The organism is Gordonia amicalis, assembly GCF_022059885.1.
In the GTDB taxonomy this organism is placed as follows: domain Bacteria; phylum Actinomycetota; class Actinomycetes; order Mycobacteriales; family Mycobacteriaceae; genus Gordonia; species Gordonia amicalis.
Genome location: NZ_CP091855.1, coordinates 2145184 through 2160721, shown reverse-complemented (window position 1 = coordinate 2160721; position 15538 = coordinate 2145184). Strand labels below are relative to the sequence as shown.

The 15538-nt window shown below is 66.2% G+C and carries 11 protein-coding genes; 3 read left to right on the top strand and 8 right to left on the bottom strand.

Features of this window, described 5'->3' with window-relative positions; translation table 11 throughout:
• The first annotated feature begins 114 nt into the window (after positions 1–114).
• Complete coding sequence (locus IHQ52_RS09935) at positions 115–786, top strand: SAF domain-containing protein (protein WP_050918656.1); 672 nt, start codon at positions 115–117, stop codon at positions 784–786.
• A 156-nt stretch (positions 787–942) separates the two neighbouring features.
• Complete coding sequence (gene mscL / locus IHQ52_RS09930) at positions 943–1782, top strand: large conductance mechanosensitive channel protein MscL (protein WP_006357814.1); 840 nt, start codon at positions 943–945, stop codon at positions 1780–1782.
• A gap of 124 nt (positions 1783–1906) precedes the next feature.
• Here the strand turns inward: mscL and IHQ52_RS09925 are convergent, their stop codons facing one another.
• The 8 genes from IHQ52_RS09925 to IHQ52_RS09895 all read right to left on the bottom strand — a co-directional run bounded on the left by IHQ52_RS09925 (position 1907) and on the right by IHQ52_RS09895 (position 11170).
• Positions 1907–2527 carry a hypothetical protein gene (locus tag IHQ52_RS09925; RefSeq protein WP_006357813.1) on the bottom strand — a complete coding sequence of 207 codons (621 nt, stop codon included), beginning with the start codon at positions 2525–2527 and terminating at the stop codon, positions 1907–1909.
• Between the two features lie 1474 nt (positions 2528–4001).
• Complete coding sequence (locus IHQ52_RS23585) at positions 4002–4130, bottom strand: hypothetical protein (protein WP_255219188.1); 129 nt, start codon at positions 4128–4130, stop codon at positions 4002–4004.
• Between the two features lie 270 nt (positions 4131–4400).
• Entirely contained in the window at positions 4401–5087 is a 687-nt protein-coding gene (locus IHQ52_RS09920; protein WP_006357811.1) for an MspA family porin, read from the bottom strand.
• 68 nt (positions 5088–5155) lie between these two features.
• On the bottom strand, positions 5156–5797 hold the full coding sequence (locus tag IHQ52_RS09915; RefSeq protein ID WP_006357810.1) for an MspA family porin: 642 nt from the start codon (positions 5795–5797) through the stop codon (positions 5156–5158).
• A 696-nt stretch (positions 5798–6493) separates the two neighbouring features.
• Positions 6494–7159 carry a MogA/MoaB family molybdenum cofactor biosynthesis protein gene (locus tag IHQ52_RS09910; protein WP_006357808.1) on the bottom strand — a complete coding sequence of 222 codons (666 nt, stop codon included), beginning with the start codon at positions 7157–7159 and terminating at the stop codon, positions 6494–6496.
• A 97-nt stretch (positions 7160–7256) separates the two neighbouring features.
• Positions 7257–8732 carry a S1C family serine protease gene (locus tag IHQ52_RS09905; protein ID WP_196813061.1) on the bottom strand — a complete coding sequence of 492 codons (1476 nt, stop codon included), beginning with the start codon at positions 8730–8732 and terminating at the stop codon, positions 7257–7259.
• Positions 8733–8969: 237 nt separating this feature from the next.
• On the bottom strand, positions 8970–10466 hold the full coding sequence (locus tag IHQ52_RS09900; protein ID WP_407043493.1) for a HAMP domain-containing sensor histidine kinase: 1497 nt from the start codon (positions 10464–10466) through the stop codon (positions 8970–8972).
• A gap of 17 nt (positions 10467–10483) precedes the next feature.
• Positions 10484–11170 carry a response regulator transcription factor gene (locus IHQ52_RS09895; protein WP_006357805.1) on the bottom strand — a complete coding sequence of 229 codons (687 nt, stop codon included), beginning with the start codon at positions 11168–11170 and terminating at the stop codon, positions 10484–10486.
• 239 nt (positions 11171–11409) lie between these two features.
• On the opposite strand from IHQ52_RS09895, the gene IHQ52_RS09890 reads away from it, so the two are divergent.
• Positions 11410–15498 (top strand): bifunctional nitrate reductase/sulfite reductase flavoprotein subunit alpha, encoded by a 4089-nt coding sequence (locus IHQ52_RS09890; RefSeq protein WP_238064281.1) that lies wholly within the window; start codon positions 11410–11412, stop codon positions 15496–15498.
• Positions 15499–15538 lie beyond the last annotated feature (40 nt).

The window sequence follows — 15538 nt, the reverse complement described above, 5'->3', positions numbered from 1 at the left end:
CTAGCGGAGGCCGACCCGGCGGTCGCTTGTGCACAGCACGACGCCGGACTCCACGACTGTCCACAACGAGTCCGCGGCACCATTTCCCGGGTGGTCGACGCCTATCGTCCAGCCATGCCACTGACTCGGATGTCGTTGCCGCGCGAGCGGCTCGGCCCACGCCTGGGCGACCGGATTGCTCACGCAGTGCGTCCCGGATGGACGCGCAGTCTCGCGGTCCGACGACTGGTCGCGGTAGCGCTGATCGTCGCGGCCGCCGTCGTCGCAGTGGTGGGGGCCCGCGCCGACGGGGAGTTCGAGGTGCTCGTCGCGGCACACGATCTGATACCCGGCCAGATGGTCGACGCCGGTGATCTCACCCCTCGGCTCGTCATGGGGAGCACGGTCCCCGCCGGGGCGATCTCCGATGCCGCACTCGCGACCGGCCGTACCGTCACCGGTCGCGTACGGACCGGGGAGATACTCACCGACACCCGGCTGTTGTCCTCGCGTCTGCCGGCCGAGCTGACCGGGGTCGACGACGCCCGTCTCGTACCGGTCCGGTTGTCCGACGAGGCGGTCACCTCGTTGCTCCGGCCCGGGGATGTGGTTGATGTCCTGACCGATTCGGCCGATGTCCTCGCACGACGCGCCGTCGTGGCGATGCGCACCGGTCAGTCCTCCTCGGGCGGGATCGCCTCCGGTCGAAACTCGGTGGCACCGGTTCTCCTGGCGATGGATGCCGCAGCCGCCCATCGCGTCGCCGCCGCGGGTCTGGAGTCTTCGCTCGCGGTCGTCCTGCACTGAACCCGCGACACTCCGGACGATTCAAGGCAAATGGATCGCGCGGTTCACGATCGTGGATAGGGTAGTACGAGTTCGCACAGCACATGTCGGATTTGCACCGACCGAAACCGAATCGCCGGAAACAAGAGCGGGATTACCAAGGAGAGGCCGCACACCGTGCTCAAGGGATTCAAGGACTTCATACTCAAGGGCAACGTCGTCGAGCTGGCTACCGCAGTCATCATCGGTGCGGCCTTCACCGCCATCGTGACCGCGTTCACCGACGGCATCGTCCAACCGATCATCAACTCGATCCCGATCGGTACGGACGCCGCACAGGGACTCGGCTTCCAGATCACCGACAACGCCTCGACATTCGTCGACCTCGGCGGCGTGATCACCGCCGTCATCAACTTCCTGATCATCGCGGCGGTGGTGTACTTCATCATCATCCTGCCCTACAACAGGCTCGCGGAGCTGGGCGGCTTCGGCAAGAAGTCCGAGGTCACCGAGGTAGCTCTGCTCACCGAGATCCGCGACCTGCTCGATCCGGAGGGAAAGTCGAAGGCCAAGGCCGAGGCGGAGAGCGATCTGCCGCCACATCTGGCCGAGCCATCCGCGCCGGCCGGTGACGTCTACACGCCCCAGTCGGGCCCCCTCGCACCGTACGAGTCGCCGTCCGGTGCCGGTACCACACAACGGATTTCGACTCCCCCGTCGTCGGGTCAGCCGTTCCAGCACGGACCGTCGCAGTCGGGACCGCAGTCGTCGCCGCTGTTCAACTCGCCGCAGGGTCAGCCCGCCGGCCCGGGAGGCCAGCCGTATCCGACGCCGCAGCCGGCTCCGGGTAACTACCCACCGCCCGGAAACTATCCGCCTCCCGGCAACTACCCGCCCCCCGGCTCCCAGTACCCCGGTGAGCAGCCGTACCCGGGCGAGCAGTACCCAGGTGAGCAGTACCCGAGCGAACAGTTCCCCGGTGACGGTCCGGACGCGCCGGGACGCCACTCGCGCTGAGAGTTTCACCCTTTTTCGGCCCTCGCCCACCAGGCGGGGCCGAAATCGTCGGTGACATCGACAGCCACCCCAGGAGGCTCCGAGTTCGCCGGATTCAGTCGCATTCGTCAGTTGGATTCGACCGCTACGGGTCGAGCCGCTGAACCCACACCGTCGGACCGTCGGTGAGGGTGAACTCCGCGCGCACCAGACAATTCCACTTGCGGGCGTAGAGCTCCGACAACCGCGGGTCCGACGTGCTCGCCGTGACGGGCATTCCGAGGCGCCGTGCCCGCTCGACCACCGGGTCCACCAGTGCCGCGAGCGTCCCGCCGCCGCGTCGCTCCGGGTGGACCAGAGCGAAGATGACGCGGATCGCTTCGTCGGCGACCTTGGCTTCGTCTGTCTTGCTCTGCAACTCCCGGAAACGGTCCACGAACCCGTCGATCCTCTGGACCCACCGACGGGTGCGGTCCTTGAGTTCGCCGTCGACGACACCGGCTTCTTCGGAGGACTCGGACACCGCGATCACAGCAGTCAGATTGCCTGTGTCGTCGAAGATTCCCTGGAGACCATTCATGCACTCGACCAACAGGACCTCGCCGTACCACCGGTACGCATCCGCCGGTGCGTCGTCACCGATCAGCCACCGGTAGACCGGAACCTCCCGCAGTCCGTTCTCGAGCAGGTCGAGCGCGCCGTCGCGGTCGGAGACGACCAACGGACGTGCTGCCTGATTGCGATAAGCCGCGTGCTGGGTCACCACTTAATATCAGCACACCAACGACGGCCGGGGCGAGTATGGCGGTTCACGGCTGCTTCGGAGCACCGAGACATGTTGCCGCCACGTAAGATATTCGTCACCGAGAATTCAGCATTCGCCCGCCACGACAGCCGGGACCGGGTGCGGTATTGTCGACCGCGAGGCCGTCTGAGACGGACTTCCGTACTTCACAACGAAGTGGCAATGAGTAGGAGATTCACGTGTCCGACGCGATCAGCATTTCCTGGATCCGCCTCTACATCGAAGAATTGGTCACCGGGTCCACCGAAGGCGAAACCAACGAGTAGAACAAACGGCGGCTGTCCGCCGATCGAATTCTGAACAACACAACGTTCAGTACGACGAAAACGCTCAGTACGACGAAGGAGAATTCTCATGGGCCAAGTTGTCGGTGGCGGAATCGAAGATGCCATCAAAGACCTGATGACCGGGTCTCTTGACAGCGACGGCGTTCCCATCGATCCCGAGGACTGACAGGCACCTTCCCAGGCGCCTGATCCCGTACAGCACAAAGGAGGAGACCACATGGCCACCGGAATCGACATCAACATCTCCGAACTCTTGAGGGACCTGCAGAGCGGTTCGATGGAGTCGGAGCCGGAGACGACCGCTTAGGCCGTCCGAGCTTCACACCGCCTTCTGGCCTCGTGCCGGGAGGCGGTGTTTTCTTGTGTGTGCCGAGTTTCTACCTCAGGGGAGACAACCGAGGAGCGTGAGGAATGAAATGTGCCGAACAGTTGATTTGTGCCGATTCGTCCACTGATGGCCATTCTCTGGTTGTCGATATTTCACTTCCACGTCCACTTCGGACCGCGAGATACTGTAGTCTTGGTGTCACGGCTGTTCGGCGCCTCTGTGGACCGACAGTCAGAACATTTTCCGACGAGGGAGGCACAACATGGCGGAGATCATTCAAGGCGCAATCACCGACGCGATCGTCGAACTGGTGACCGGCTCGCTCGAGGCGGGCTCCGACAGTATCGCCGAGTAGACCCGATTCATCGGTCAGCCGTCCTGCCGTGAATGGCAGGGCGGCTTTTCCATGTCCCACTCCGGACTGGCGACCCACGCTCGGATGACTGCCTTTTCGGCGCCAGAGTGCTGAATCGCCCATTGCTCAGCTCGACCGGTGCGCGGGGTCAATGACCCCGGGTGACGTGTGATCAGCCCCCCCGCATCGCTGACGACGGCGCTCATGTCCAAGGTCAGGTCGTGGTTGTGGCTTCCGGGTGGTGCTGCTGGGCGGAGCCGGCCTCGACCGCTCGTCGCTGCCACGTAGGAAAGCACTTGAGATCTGTTCCCGTACAACCCAACCGACGCGTCGAATACCTGCGCTACGCGTTCGGCGCCGGGTGTCGCCGAAATGCCCTTGACCGCCAGTCCGTACAGAGCCTGCCTGGCGTGTCTGTAACCACAGATCCAGACTCGGTCACTGCGTCACGAATACGGCTGCGTCCTAGACGATCGGGCTCACGACGGCGGCGGTGACCACGCTCGACGGCAGCGGGCCGTCGGCCGCCTCCACGTCGGAGGTGTTGCGCGACGCGAGATCTCCCGTACCGAAGCGGTGCCGCGCATGCGGCACGAGCCGTTGCGTGTGCTGGTACAGCCGGACGCCTCACTCGAGTGTCGTCTTCCGCCCACTCCTCGAGGTCACGCAACGCCACACTCTGCCGGCGACGGCTCCCTCACCGCCGCGATCGACATCAGCGCACGATCCCGATGAAAGCCGTTGTCCGCGCGCGGATCACAGCAGATCACAGGACTTCATCAGCACCTCCGCAGCAAAACGCCGCGGGGCGGGGATCCATGATGGATCCCCGCCCCGCGGTGCTGCTGAGGGTCAGCGAGTCGATCAGCCGAGGCTGAACGGCTTGCCGTTGAGCGCGACGACGCCCTTGACGGCGTCCGTGCTGACCGTCACCTGGATGAAGGCGCGAGCAGCGGCGTAGCCGGCGCAGCTCTCCACCTTGAACTGCTCCTGGCTGTAGGCCACGCCACCGGCCTTGCCCTTGAAGGTGTAGCCGTTGAGCTCGTAGTCGGTGTAAGCGGTGTTGTCGCCCGAGGTCTCGTTGATGAGCCACTTGCGCTTGACCTCACCCGGGCCGAGGCTGAAGCCGCCGCCGACCTCTTGGCCGTCGAGTCCACCACCGGCAGTGACGTTCAACGGATCGCTGTAGTCGATACCGGCCTTGAGACCGGGGAGGCCGACCTCGCCGCCACCGAAGTTCACCTGGCAGCCGACGTCGTAGCCGACCTTGACCGCGCCGCCCTTGGCCTTACCACCGACGGTGACGCGGACCTTGCCCGACAGCCACACCTCACGGGTGGTCGGGACGTTGCTGATCGGACGCTGCACGTTGACGTACTCGTCGAACAGCTGAACCGTGACCGGCGTGCCGTCGACCAGGGTCTTGGTGATCGTGCCACCGGCCAGCGGGCCGGCGGTGGCGCCACCGGCGCCGAGGCTGGTGAGGCCCATCGCGACGGCACCGGCGAGACCGGCCGCCGCAACCACGCGACGCGTGATGTTCTTCTTCATGATTCCCCTTCGTGGAATATCAATCTGCACAGGGCAGATAAGTCAGGAAGTGCTAGTTATCTGCCCGGTCAGTTGATGGTGAAGGGCTTGCCGTACAGGGTGGACTGGATCAGGGTGCCCTCGCCGCTCAGCTTGCCGTCGTCGGTGCTGTATCCCTTGGCACCGATGACCTTGGCCGCGGAGCGTGCCGAGGCGTAGCCACCGCACTGGTTGAGGTTGAACGTGAGCTGCGACAGCTGGACGGCGGCGATGCCACTGTCCGAGAAGTCCTTGTCGGTGATGTCGACGACCGCGACCTGACCCGGCTTCAGCGGGAGGCCGAGCGAACCGGACAGCGTGGTCGCGGTGAGGCTGATGGCGCCGCCCAGATCGAGCGAGATGCCGCTGACGTCGACCTGGCAACCGATGATGTACTTGACGGCGAGCTTGCCGCCGACACCGGCCGAAGCCTTCGCGGTGTAGGTGCCGGAGATCGCGAAGCCACGCGATGCCGGGTTGTTCGCCACAGTCGAAACCGGGTACGCGCTCTCACCGGTGCGCCACGTCTGGATGGACTCGCCGTCGATGCCGGCGGCCTTCTTGTAACCATTCGGCAGACCGGCAGCCGCGGCATCGCCGACGCCCATGCCTGCCAGGCCCACGACCGCGGCCGAGGCGATCGCGACCGCGCCCGCGGCGCGGCGCAGCCCAAGCTTGCTGAACTTGCTCATTCGTTCCCTCTCACAGGATTCGGCTGTTACCCCCGCGGAATGCATTCACATCCGCAAGTCATGACCTCGACGTTCGATGTGCTCCCCACGGTGGTGCTCAGCATGCTCTGACGCACTACTTAGCTTCCGTTGAGGATTCATCGAATTCCTGGTCACTGCTGCGTCGTCACTCGCGACAGATCGCAGGACACTGCTCATGTCCCCTTTACGGGGGCACCGAGCGTTGTCGAGCCGAACGTTATCGGAGGGGTCTCAGAACAGGCAACAGCTGGACTCAGCCGTGTCACGAACTGGAGACGCAGCATCACAAATATCGAATACGTGATCCATCAACGGACCAAAGTTAACGGTAGATAAACACGCTGATGCGGCTATGTAGAAGAAGTCGCATTTCACTCGTAATGAGGCGGGCGCTGCGCTTCGAACCAATCCTGAGAGTGGCCTTTGTGATCTTCGCCACACTCGTCTGTGGTGAGATCCGGGAGGTCGTCACCGAACACGGAATCGAGCTTCGCCCGCCGTGCAGCACGACGAGCAGCAGCGTCATCGCTACTGCTCATCGGTCGTTTTCCGGGGTGCTCACGGTCAGCCGCCGGCGGACGGGACGCCCCGTTTCCGGTCGGTCGATCGTCCCTGTGTTCCGGGAGATCCTTAGCCTTGCTCAACAGTACTCGAGACGAGTAATCGCGGCCATAATCAGAATTCACTTATGGACTCGATCACATATTTGGCGAGTGGTGCCGCGGTCGCCATTCCGTCGCGCACCGCGGCGCGGGAATTGGCCAGATTGACGACTAACGTCTGCCCGGAGATTCCGGCCAGCCCGCGCGAAAGTCCGCCGTCCGTCGCGCCGGCGGCGAGACCGGAACTGCGGACCGCCTCCTCGATGCCGCGGAGCCGGCGATCGAGCAGGGGCTCGGTGGCCTCCGGGGTGACGTCGCGGGCGCCGACACCCACCCCGCCGACCGACACCACCAGATCGACGCCACCGATCACCGCGGTGTTCAGTGCGTTGCGGATCTCCACCTCGTCGCCGGATACGACAACGGCCGCATCGACATGGAACCCCGCCTCGGCGAGCAGTTCACCGACGAGCGGCCCGAGCAGACGCTGGTCCTCTCCGTGCGCCGCCTCGTCGTCGACGACGACGACGAGTGCCCGGCCGATCTCCTCGCCCTGCGGCCGGTGGGTGGCCTGCTCGTGGCGCGCAACGAACTCCCGCGCGGCGGCGTCGGCGGCCACCACGTCGGCCGGATCGACCTGACCCGGATCACCAGCGAGACGGACGTCCAGGGACTGCCCTTCGTCGGTGTCGCCGGAGATGGCGGGGTTTCCGGGAACGGGGGATCCGGCGTAAGTCATGGCAGGCCCTTTCTCTATCTTCTCGGACCGTCCGATGGACGGTCGTGGTGCGCTCTGTAGTTGTGCGATTCGTACTCGCGGGCGGACGCGCAGCGCGTCACTTCACCTCGAGCGTGCCCAGCTTGACCTGCGCGGTCTTGCTGTTCCCGCCATCGGAGTAGGTCACGGTGACCGTGTCCCCCGGCGCGTGCGACCGGATGGCCGCCACCAGAGCGTCTCCCGACGCGATCGGACGGTCGTCGACCTTCGTGATGACCGCATTCTTCGGGATACCCGCGGTCGCTGCCGGACCTCCCGGGGTCACATCGGTGACGACGGCGCCGGGCGTGTCGGAGTCACCACTCGGACGCACGGACACACCGATGTTGGCGTGGCTGGCCCTACCCGTGGACTCGAGCTGTTTGGCCACGCGGATCGCCTGATCGATGGGGATCGCGAACCCGAGTCCGATGCTGCCACCGGCCTGTTCCTCGCCTCCACCGAGGGTGGCGATGGCAGTGTTGATGCCGACCAGCGCTCCCCTGGCGTTGACGAGCGCACCGCCCGAGTTGCCGGGATTGATCGCGGCGTCGGTCTGGATGGCGTCGATCACCGAGGTGGTGTTGGTGCCCGGATCGCGCGAGGTCAGGACCGGTCGGTTCAAGGCGCTGATGATGCCCGTGGTGACAGTCCCGGCCAGGCCGAGCGGGGAACCGATGGCGATGACGTCCTGCCCCACCGCCAGGTTGTTCGAGTTACCGACCGTGACCGGGGTCAGATCGTTCCGGTCGACCTTGATCACCGCGATGTCGGAGATCGGGTCGGCGCCCAGCACCCGGGCCTGCGCACGCGAACCGTCGGAGAAGTTGACCGCGACCCTGGCCGCGGGGCCGTTGCCGCCGGCGCTCACGACGTGATTGTTGGTCATGATGACGCCGTCCTCGGTCAGGACGACCCCCGATCCCGAGCCCAGCGCGCCGCCCGAGGCGACCTCGATGGAGACCACCGACGGGAGCACGCGGGCGGCCACCTCCTGGACCGAGCCGGCCGGTGCCTCGACGGGCGCGGTGTTCCCGTTCGCCTTGGGGTCGCCGCCGAGCGGGCCGCTGCTCGTGCTGCTGCTCGACGACCCGTCGGAACCGTCGGCCAGTGTGTAACCGATCGCACCGCCGGCACCACCGGCGACAAGCGCGACCACCAGCGCACCGGCGCCGAGTGCGGCCAGGCGTCCGCCGCCCTTGTTCTTCGCCGCCTGGGGCGGCGGGTTGCCACCCGACCCGCCGAACGCGGGCTGCGGGTAGGCATTGCCGGCGCCGGGCCCGCCATACGGGGCCTGCGGAGGAAAAGGACTGGTTCCCGGGTTGCCGTAGACAGACGTGGGTGCGTTGTTGCCGCCGAAGACGGGCCGGCCGCCCTGCGAGGGGAATGCCCCTGAGGCCGGCCCTGGAGTGCCCTGGCCGCTGTAGGACTGCGTCGGTGACTCAGAGCCCGATGGTGTGGAGGGAGCGCTGCCCCCGTTCGACCGGCCAGCGTCGTGCTGACCGTGCTGGCCACCCCCGTACGGACCGCCACCCTGCGAACCGCCAGTCGTCATCTTCGTCTCTTCCTCGTCGTCTGACCGGCACACAGCCGGCTCGGTGGTCTCCGCCGGCCCTGTGCCGGCAAGGTTCACTTCGCTCGGGTTTGTCGGCCGAAACCACTCGACCGGCGTCCCGCACAGCGCCTTGGTCAACCCTATGGGATCGATGGGCAGGTCACACCGGGTAACCGCACAGCTGTCGATGATGTGGACGACGGCCGTCGTGACCCGCCGATGCACGGCGCTTCACCCTTATTGACGAATCACTTGCGGAGATGGTTCCGCGGGAGTTGCCCGGCCGGGCAAAGTCATCCGGATGAGTGCACCGCCGCGCGGCGACGTGTCGGCCACGACGGTGCCACCATGACGTTCGACGACCTGCCGCACGATCGCCAGGCCCAGACCGGATCCCGGCATCGACCTCGATTGCGTCGAACGATAGAAGCGTTCGAAGACGAGACCACGGTCCTCCTCGGGAATCCCGGGACCGGCGTCGGCGACGGTGAGCTGCGCGGTGGACATCCCGGTCTGCGTCAGCCCGACGGCCACCGATGTCCCCGGCGGACTCCATTTCGCCGCGTTGTCCAACACATTCAGTACCGCGCGGGACAGTCCGTGCTGTTCACCGAAGATGTACCAGGGCGACAGGTCAAGCTCGAATTCGATGTCGTTGCGGCGGCGTCGGACACGTTCGAGGGCCTGCTCGATGATCTCCGCGAGGTCGACTTCCTCGTACACCACCTCGGGGGCGTCCTCGCGGGCGAGGTCGACGAGATCGCCCACCAGCGTGGACAATTCCTCGATCTGGGCCATGACGTCGGCGCGCAGGTCGACCATGTCCTGCTCGGGGACGGCCGGTGCACCCGGCCTGCTCGCCGCGATCAGCAGTTCGAGGTTGGTGCGCAAGGAGGTCAACGGGGTTCGCAGTTCATGTCCGGCATCGGCGACGAGACGTGCCTGGCGGTCCCGGGATTCGGCGAGTGCCCGGAGCATCGCGTTGAAACTCGCGGTGAGCTTGGCCAATTCGTCGTTGCCGGTCACCGGTATGGGTGTCAGGTCGTTCGTTCGCGCGACTCGTTCGACGGCCCGGTTCAGCCGGGCAACCGGTCTCAGGCCGGCACGTCCGACCGTTGTGCCGGCGAGAGCCGCCAAAGCCACTCCGCCACAACCGACCACGAGCAGCACCCAGGCCAGGCGTTTGAGAACGCGATCGGTCTGGATGAGACTCTGCGCCAGGACAAGGGTGTTGCCGTCGTCGAGTTTCCGCGTCAGCACGCGCTGATTGCGGGTGGTGCGCAGGCTCAGCGGATTGGTTCCGGGAACCGACGGCGACCGCACGATCTCGCGCTCGGGGTCCTCGAACGGGACCTGCCCGATGAGGTACGTCTGACCGCTCGGGGTCACGAGGGCGACCGAGATGTTCGTCGAGAACACGGTTCCCGCCACCAGCTGCTCGGGCTGGTTGCGGAGCACACCGGCGCGCGCCAGAGCCGCCATGCCGTCGGCACGGCTCTCCAACTGCTGGTCGACCTCGTTGTACATCGCCCGGTACACCACGAAGTAGGCGGCCGCGGCCATCAGACTCACCGACACCAGCACGACGGTCGCCGACAGGATCGTGACACGCGAACGCAGGGACACCGCCCGCGTCAACGGCATCGGCGCCCGCATCTCCTTCTCCCCGGACGCCCCCTTCTCCCCGGACGAACCGGGACCGCCGGCGAGCATACGGGTCAGGTGGTCGCGCATCCGCGAGGGCGACGACACTAGGGCGGGGTCTCCCGCAGCACGTATCCGACGCCGCGCACGGTGTGGATGAGTCGCGACTCGCCGTCGGCCTCGGTCTTGCGGCGCAGGTAGCCGACATAGACCTCGAGGGCATTACCCGAGGTCGGGAAGTCGTATCCCCACACCTCCTCGAGGATGCGGCTTCGGGACAGCACCCGACGCGGGTTGGCCATCAACATCTCGAGCAGGGCGAACTCGGTGCGTGTAAGGCTGATCGGCCGCTCACCACGGGTCACGTCACGCGTCACCGGGTCGAGCGACAGGTCCGCGAAGGTGAGCGTCTCCGAGTCGATGTCGCCTTCAGGTGCCGCGCGACGCAACAGCGCCCGCAACCGTGCGAGCAACTCTTCGAGTGCGAACGGTTTCGGCAGATAGTCGTCGGCGCCGGCGTCGAGCCCGGAGACCCGCTCGGACACCGAGTCCCGGGCGGTCAGCACCAGGATCGGCAGGTCGTCACCGGCAGAACGGAGTCGGCGGCACACCTCGAGGCCGTCGAGTCGCGGCATCATGACGTCGAGGATGACGACGTCGGGACGATCGGCGAGGATCTTCTCGAGTGCCTCGATGCCGTCGCCCGCTGTCTCGACGGTGTATCCGTTGAAGGTGAGCGACCGCCGCAACGACTCCCGGACCGCCCGGTCGTCATCAACCACGAGGATGCGCATGGCATACAGTCTTATCCGCCTCGGCTGAGATCCGCCTGAGCAACGCCGCAACACGGACCATCCGGTCTCGGAATTGCGCGCGACCTGCAGTTTCTCCCGCCTTCACGCCAGTGACCATCGACTGTGAGATCAAGTTGATGGTTGCGTAACGCCGGCCTTCGGGTTGCGAAACATCCGACTTCGACGCTGGAACCGTGACCGCCTCACCCCCCACGCACCCCGTCATGTCCCGATCGGTCATGTCCCTGTGCGCCTACTGCGGCGTCGGCTGCGGTATGGAGATGCGGCTCGACGACTCCGGCGGGCTGGTCAAGACCGTCGGGCGCGGCGATCACCCCACGAACTTCGGCCGGCTGTGCACCAAGGGATCGACCACCGCCGACATGCTCGCCGCCGGCGGACGGCTCGACGCTCCCCTCGTCCGCGACGACCGCGGCGGTCAGCTACGCCGCGGCGACCTCGACGCGGTCCTCACCGACACCGCGCGCCGGTTGCGCGCCATCGTCGACGATCACGGCCCCGACGCGGTCGCGCTGTACGTGTCCGGTCAGATGTCACTCGAGGCGCAGTATCTGTCGAACAAACTCGCCAAAGGTTTCATCGGTACCAACCAGATCGAGTCGAACTCCCGGTTGTGCATGGCCAGCGCCGGCACCGGCTACAAGCTGTCGCTCGGCTCCGACGGTCCGCCCGGTTCGTACCAGGACTTCGACCACGCCGACGTCTTCCTGGTCATCGGGTCGAACATGGCCGACTGCCACCCGATCCTCTTCCTGCGGATGATGGACCGGGTCAAGGCGGGAGCGAAGCTGATCGTGGTCGACCCGCGGCGGACCGCGACCGCCGACAAGGCCGACCTGTTCCTGCAGATCGAATCCGGCACCGACCTCGCCTTCCTCAACGGGCTCCTGCATCTGCTGATCTCCGACGGCCACACCGACGACGAGTTCATCGCGTCGTTCACCGACGGATTCGAGCAGATGCCGGACTTCGCTGCGCAGTACTCGCCGGAGGTCGTCGAATCCATTACCGGGATTCCCGCCGAGGACCTGCGTACCGCGGCCACGATGATCGGCGAGGCCGGCGAATGGATGAGCTGCTGGACCATGGGCCTCAACCAGTCGACCCACGGCACCTGGAACACCAACGCGCTCATCAACCTCCACCTCGCGACAGGCGCGATCTGCCGACTCGGCAGCGGACCGTTCTCCTTGACAGGCCAGCCGAATGCGATGGGCGGCCGCGAGATGGGTTACATGGGGCCGGGATTGCCCGGCCAGAGGTCGGTGCTGTCCGAGGTGGATCGCACGTTCGTCGAGACCGCGTGGGGCCTCCCGGCCGGCACACTACGCACCGACGTCGGCGGCGGCACCATCGACTTGTTCCGCAAGATGGCCGATGGCGAGATCAAGGCCTGCTGGATCATCTGCACCAATCCTGTTGCCTCCGTCGGCAATCGCAAGACTGTCATCGAAGGACTCGAACGCGCCGATCTCGTGATCACGCAGGACGCCTTCGCCGAGACGGAGAGCAACCAGTACGCCGACGTCGTGCTCCCCGCGGCGCTGTGGTCGGAATCGACCGGAATCATGGTGAACTCGGAGCGGAACCTCACCCTGTTCGAACCCGCTCTCGACGCGCCCGGGCAGGCGATCCCCGACTGGGAGATCATCGCACGCATCGCCTGCGAGATGGGCTACGCGGACGCCTTCAGCTATTCGAGTGCCGAGGAGATCTTCGCCGAGATCAAGCAGTTCGCCAACCCCGACACCGGTTACGACCTGCGCGGCGTCACCTACGACGGCCTGCGCCGGGCACCGATGCAATGGCCGTGCCCACCGTCGTCCGACGGGGCCGACCTCCTCGAAGACGGCGCGCGCAACCCGATCCGCTATCTGAACGACGGCCGGAGCCAGACGCTGCACCGTCTCGATGACGGATCGACTCCGCGACTGGCATTCGCCACACCCACACGCCGCGCGCAGTTCTTCGCCCGGCCGCACCTCGACCCCGCCGAGCTCCCGGACGACGACTATCCGTTCCTGCTCAACACCGGCCGCCTGCCGCACCAATGGCACACGATGACCAAGACCGGCCGGGTTGCCAAGCTGAACAAACTCAACCCGGAGCCGTTCGTCGAACTCCATCCGGAGGACGCCGAGCGCATCGGTGTCGCGGCGAAGGACAAGGTCGAGGTGGCGTCGCGTCGTGGACGAGCGGTGTTGCCGGCCAGGATCTCCGATCGGGTGCGTCCCAGGAACTGCTTCGTGCCGTTCCACTGGAACGACGTCTTCGGTGAGCACCTCTCCATCAACGCGGTCACGTCTGATGCGGTGGACCCGCTCTCCCGGCAGCCCGAGCTGAAGGTGTGTGCCGTGACGCTGACAAAGGCCGCCGGGTCTACACCGGCCGTGGTGCCGGTCGCCGGGTCTTCCGAGTTGGCTGTCGCACTCGAGGTTTCGGACGTCACCTCTCCGGAGTTGTCATCGACCGAACAGTTGTATCTGGCCGGGCTGGCCGCCGGGGTCCCGGACGCACCGTCAAAGGTTCCCACGGTTCCGGCCGATGCACCGCTGCGCCCGGAGGTCCGAGTGTGGGTGTCGGGCCTGCTGGCCGGGATGTTCGCGCGCACCGAAGTCGCCCCGCCGAGCGAAGAGTCTTCGGAGCCGGCGGAGTCGACCGGCACGATCACCGTGCTGTGGGCGTCGCAGATGGGCAACGCGGAGGAACTGGCCACCGAGACCGCCGAACGGGTGAAGGCGAGCGGGCTCCGCGTCGATGCCAAGTCGATGGACGAGGTCGAGGTCGGCGACTTGCGGGGTACCGCGCTGTTCGTCACGTCCACGACCGGCGACGGTGATCCGCCGGACAACGGTACGGCCTTCTGGGAGGCATTGAATGGCGCTGAGGCACCGGACCTCTCCGGTGTCGACTACGCGGTGCTCGCCCTCGGCGACTCGAACTACGACGACTTCTGCGGCCACGGGCGCAAACTCGACGAACGGATCGGTGAGCTCGGTGGTCGTCGGATCGTCGACCGCGTCGACTGCGAACCGGACTTCGAGGAGACCGCGGGCGGCTGGCTCAACGAGGTGATCCGCGCGATCAGCATCGGCAACCGCGCGCCCGTCTCCGGCGTCACCGACGAGCGGGTCAACGTCGTCAGCGAGCCCGCAGACTCGTCGGCAGCACCGTCGGTGAGGACCGCGCCGGCCTACTCACGCAAGAAGCCGCTGGTCACCTCGCTGGTGCGCAATGTGAAGCTGAACACCGAGGGATCGCAGAAGGACGTGCGCAACTTCGGGTTCCGGCTGCCCGCCGACACCTTGACCTATCAGGCCGGTGACGCGCTCGGCGTGTGGCCGCTGAACAACCCGGCCCTGATCGACGAGTTTCTCGACCGGACGGGACTCGACGGCGGACACTCGGTGACGGTCGGCGGCGACGACATGCCCCTGCACCAGGCACTGCGCGAACGGCTCGAGTTCGCGCGGGTCACTCCCGATTTCGTCCGATTCGTCGGCGAGCGTTGCGGTTCGGACGAGCTGAAGACGCTCGTCGCGGCCGGCAACAAGCAGGCGTTCAACGACTGGTCCTGGGGCCGTCAGTCGGTGGACGTCCTCACCGAGCACCCGATCTCCGCCGACGTCGACGAGTGGCTGAAGATCCTCAAACCACTGGCCCCGCGTTCGTATTCGATCTCGTCGAGCCCACTGGAGAGTCCCGACGAGGTGCAGCTGACGGTGTCGGCGGTGCGCTACAACCGATGTGGCATCCAGCGTGGCGGGGTCTGCTCGACCTTCCTCGCCGACCAAGCCGAAGACACCGAGGTCGGGGTCTTCGTCACCTCGACCACGCACTTCCGCCCGCCGGCCGATCCCGACACCCCGATGATCATGATCGGACCGGGCACCGGTATCGCCCCGTTCCGCGGTTTTCTCCGCGAACGAGAGGCCCTGGGCCACAACGGTAAGAACTGGCTGTTCTTCGGCGAACAGTACTCGGCCACCGACTTCTACTACCGAGACGAGCTGACGACCATGCTCGGCGACGGCCTGCTGACCCGCCTCGACGTCGCATTCTCCCGCGACCAGGATCGCAAGATCTACGTCCAGGACCGCATGGTCGAACACGGCGAAGAGCTCTACCAGTGGCTGCACGACGGTGCCCACGTATACGTCTGCGGTGACGCGACCCGGATGGCGAAGGACGTCGACGCGACCCTGAAGGGCATCGTCGCGCAGCACGGTCGCCGCTCCCCCGCGTCTGCCGAGGCCTACGTCAAGGCCCTCGCCGCCGACAAGCGGTACGTGCGCGATGTGTACTGACCTCCCCGGCCACAACCCGGCACGCACACCGTTGACCCAG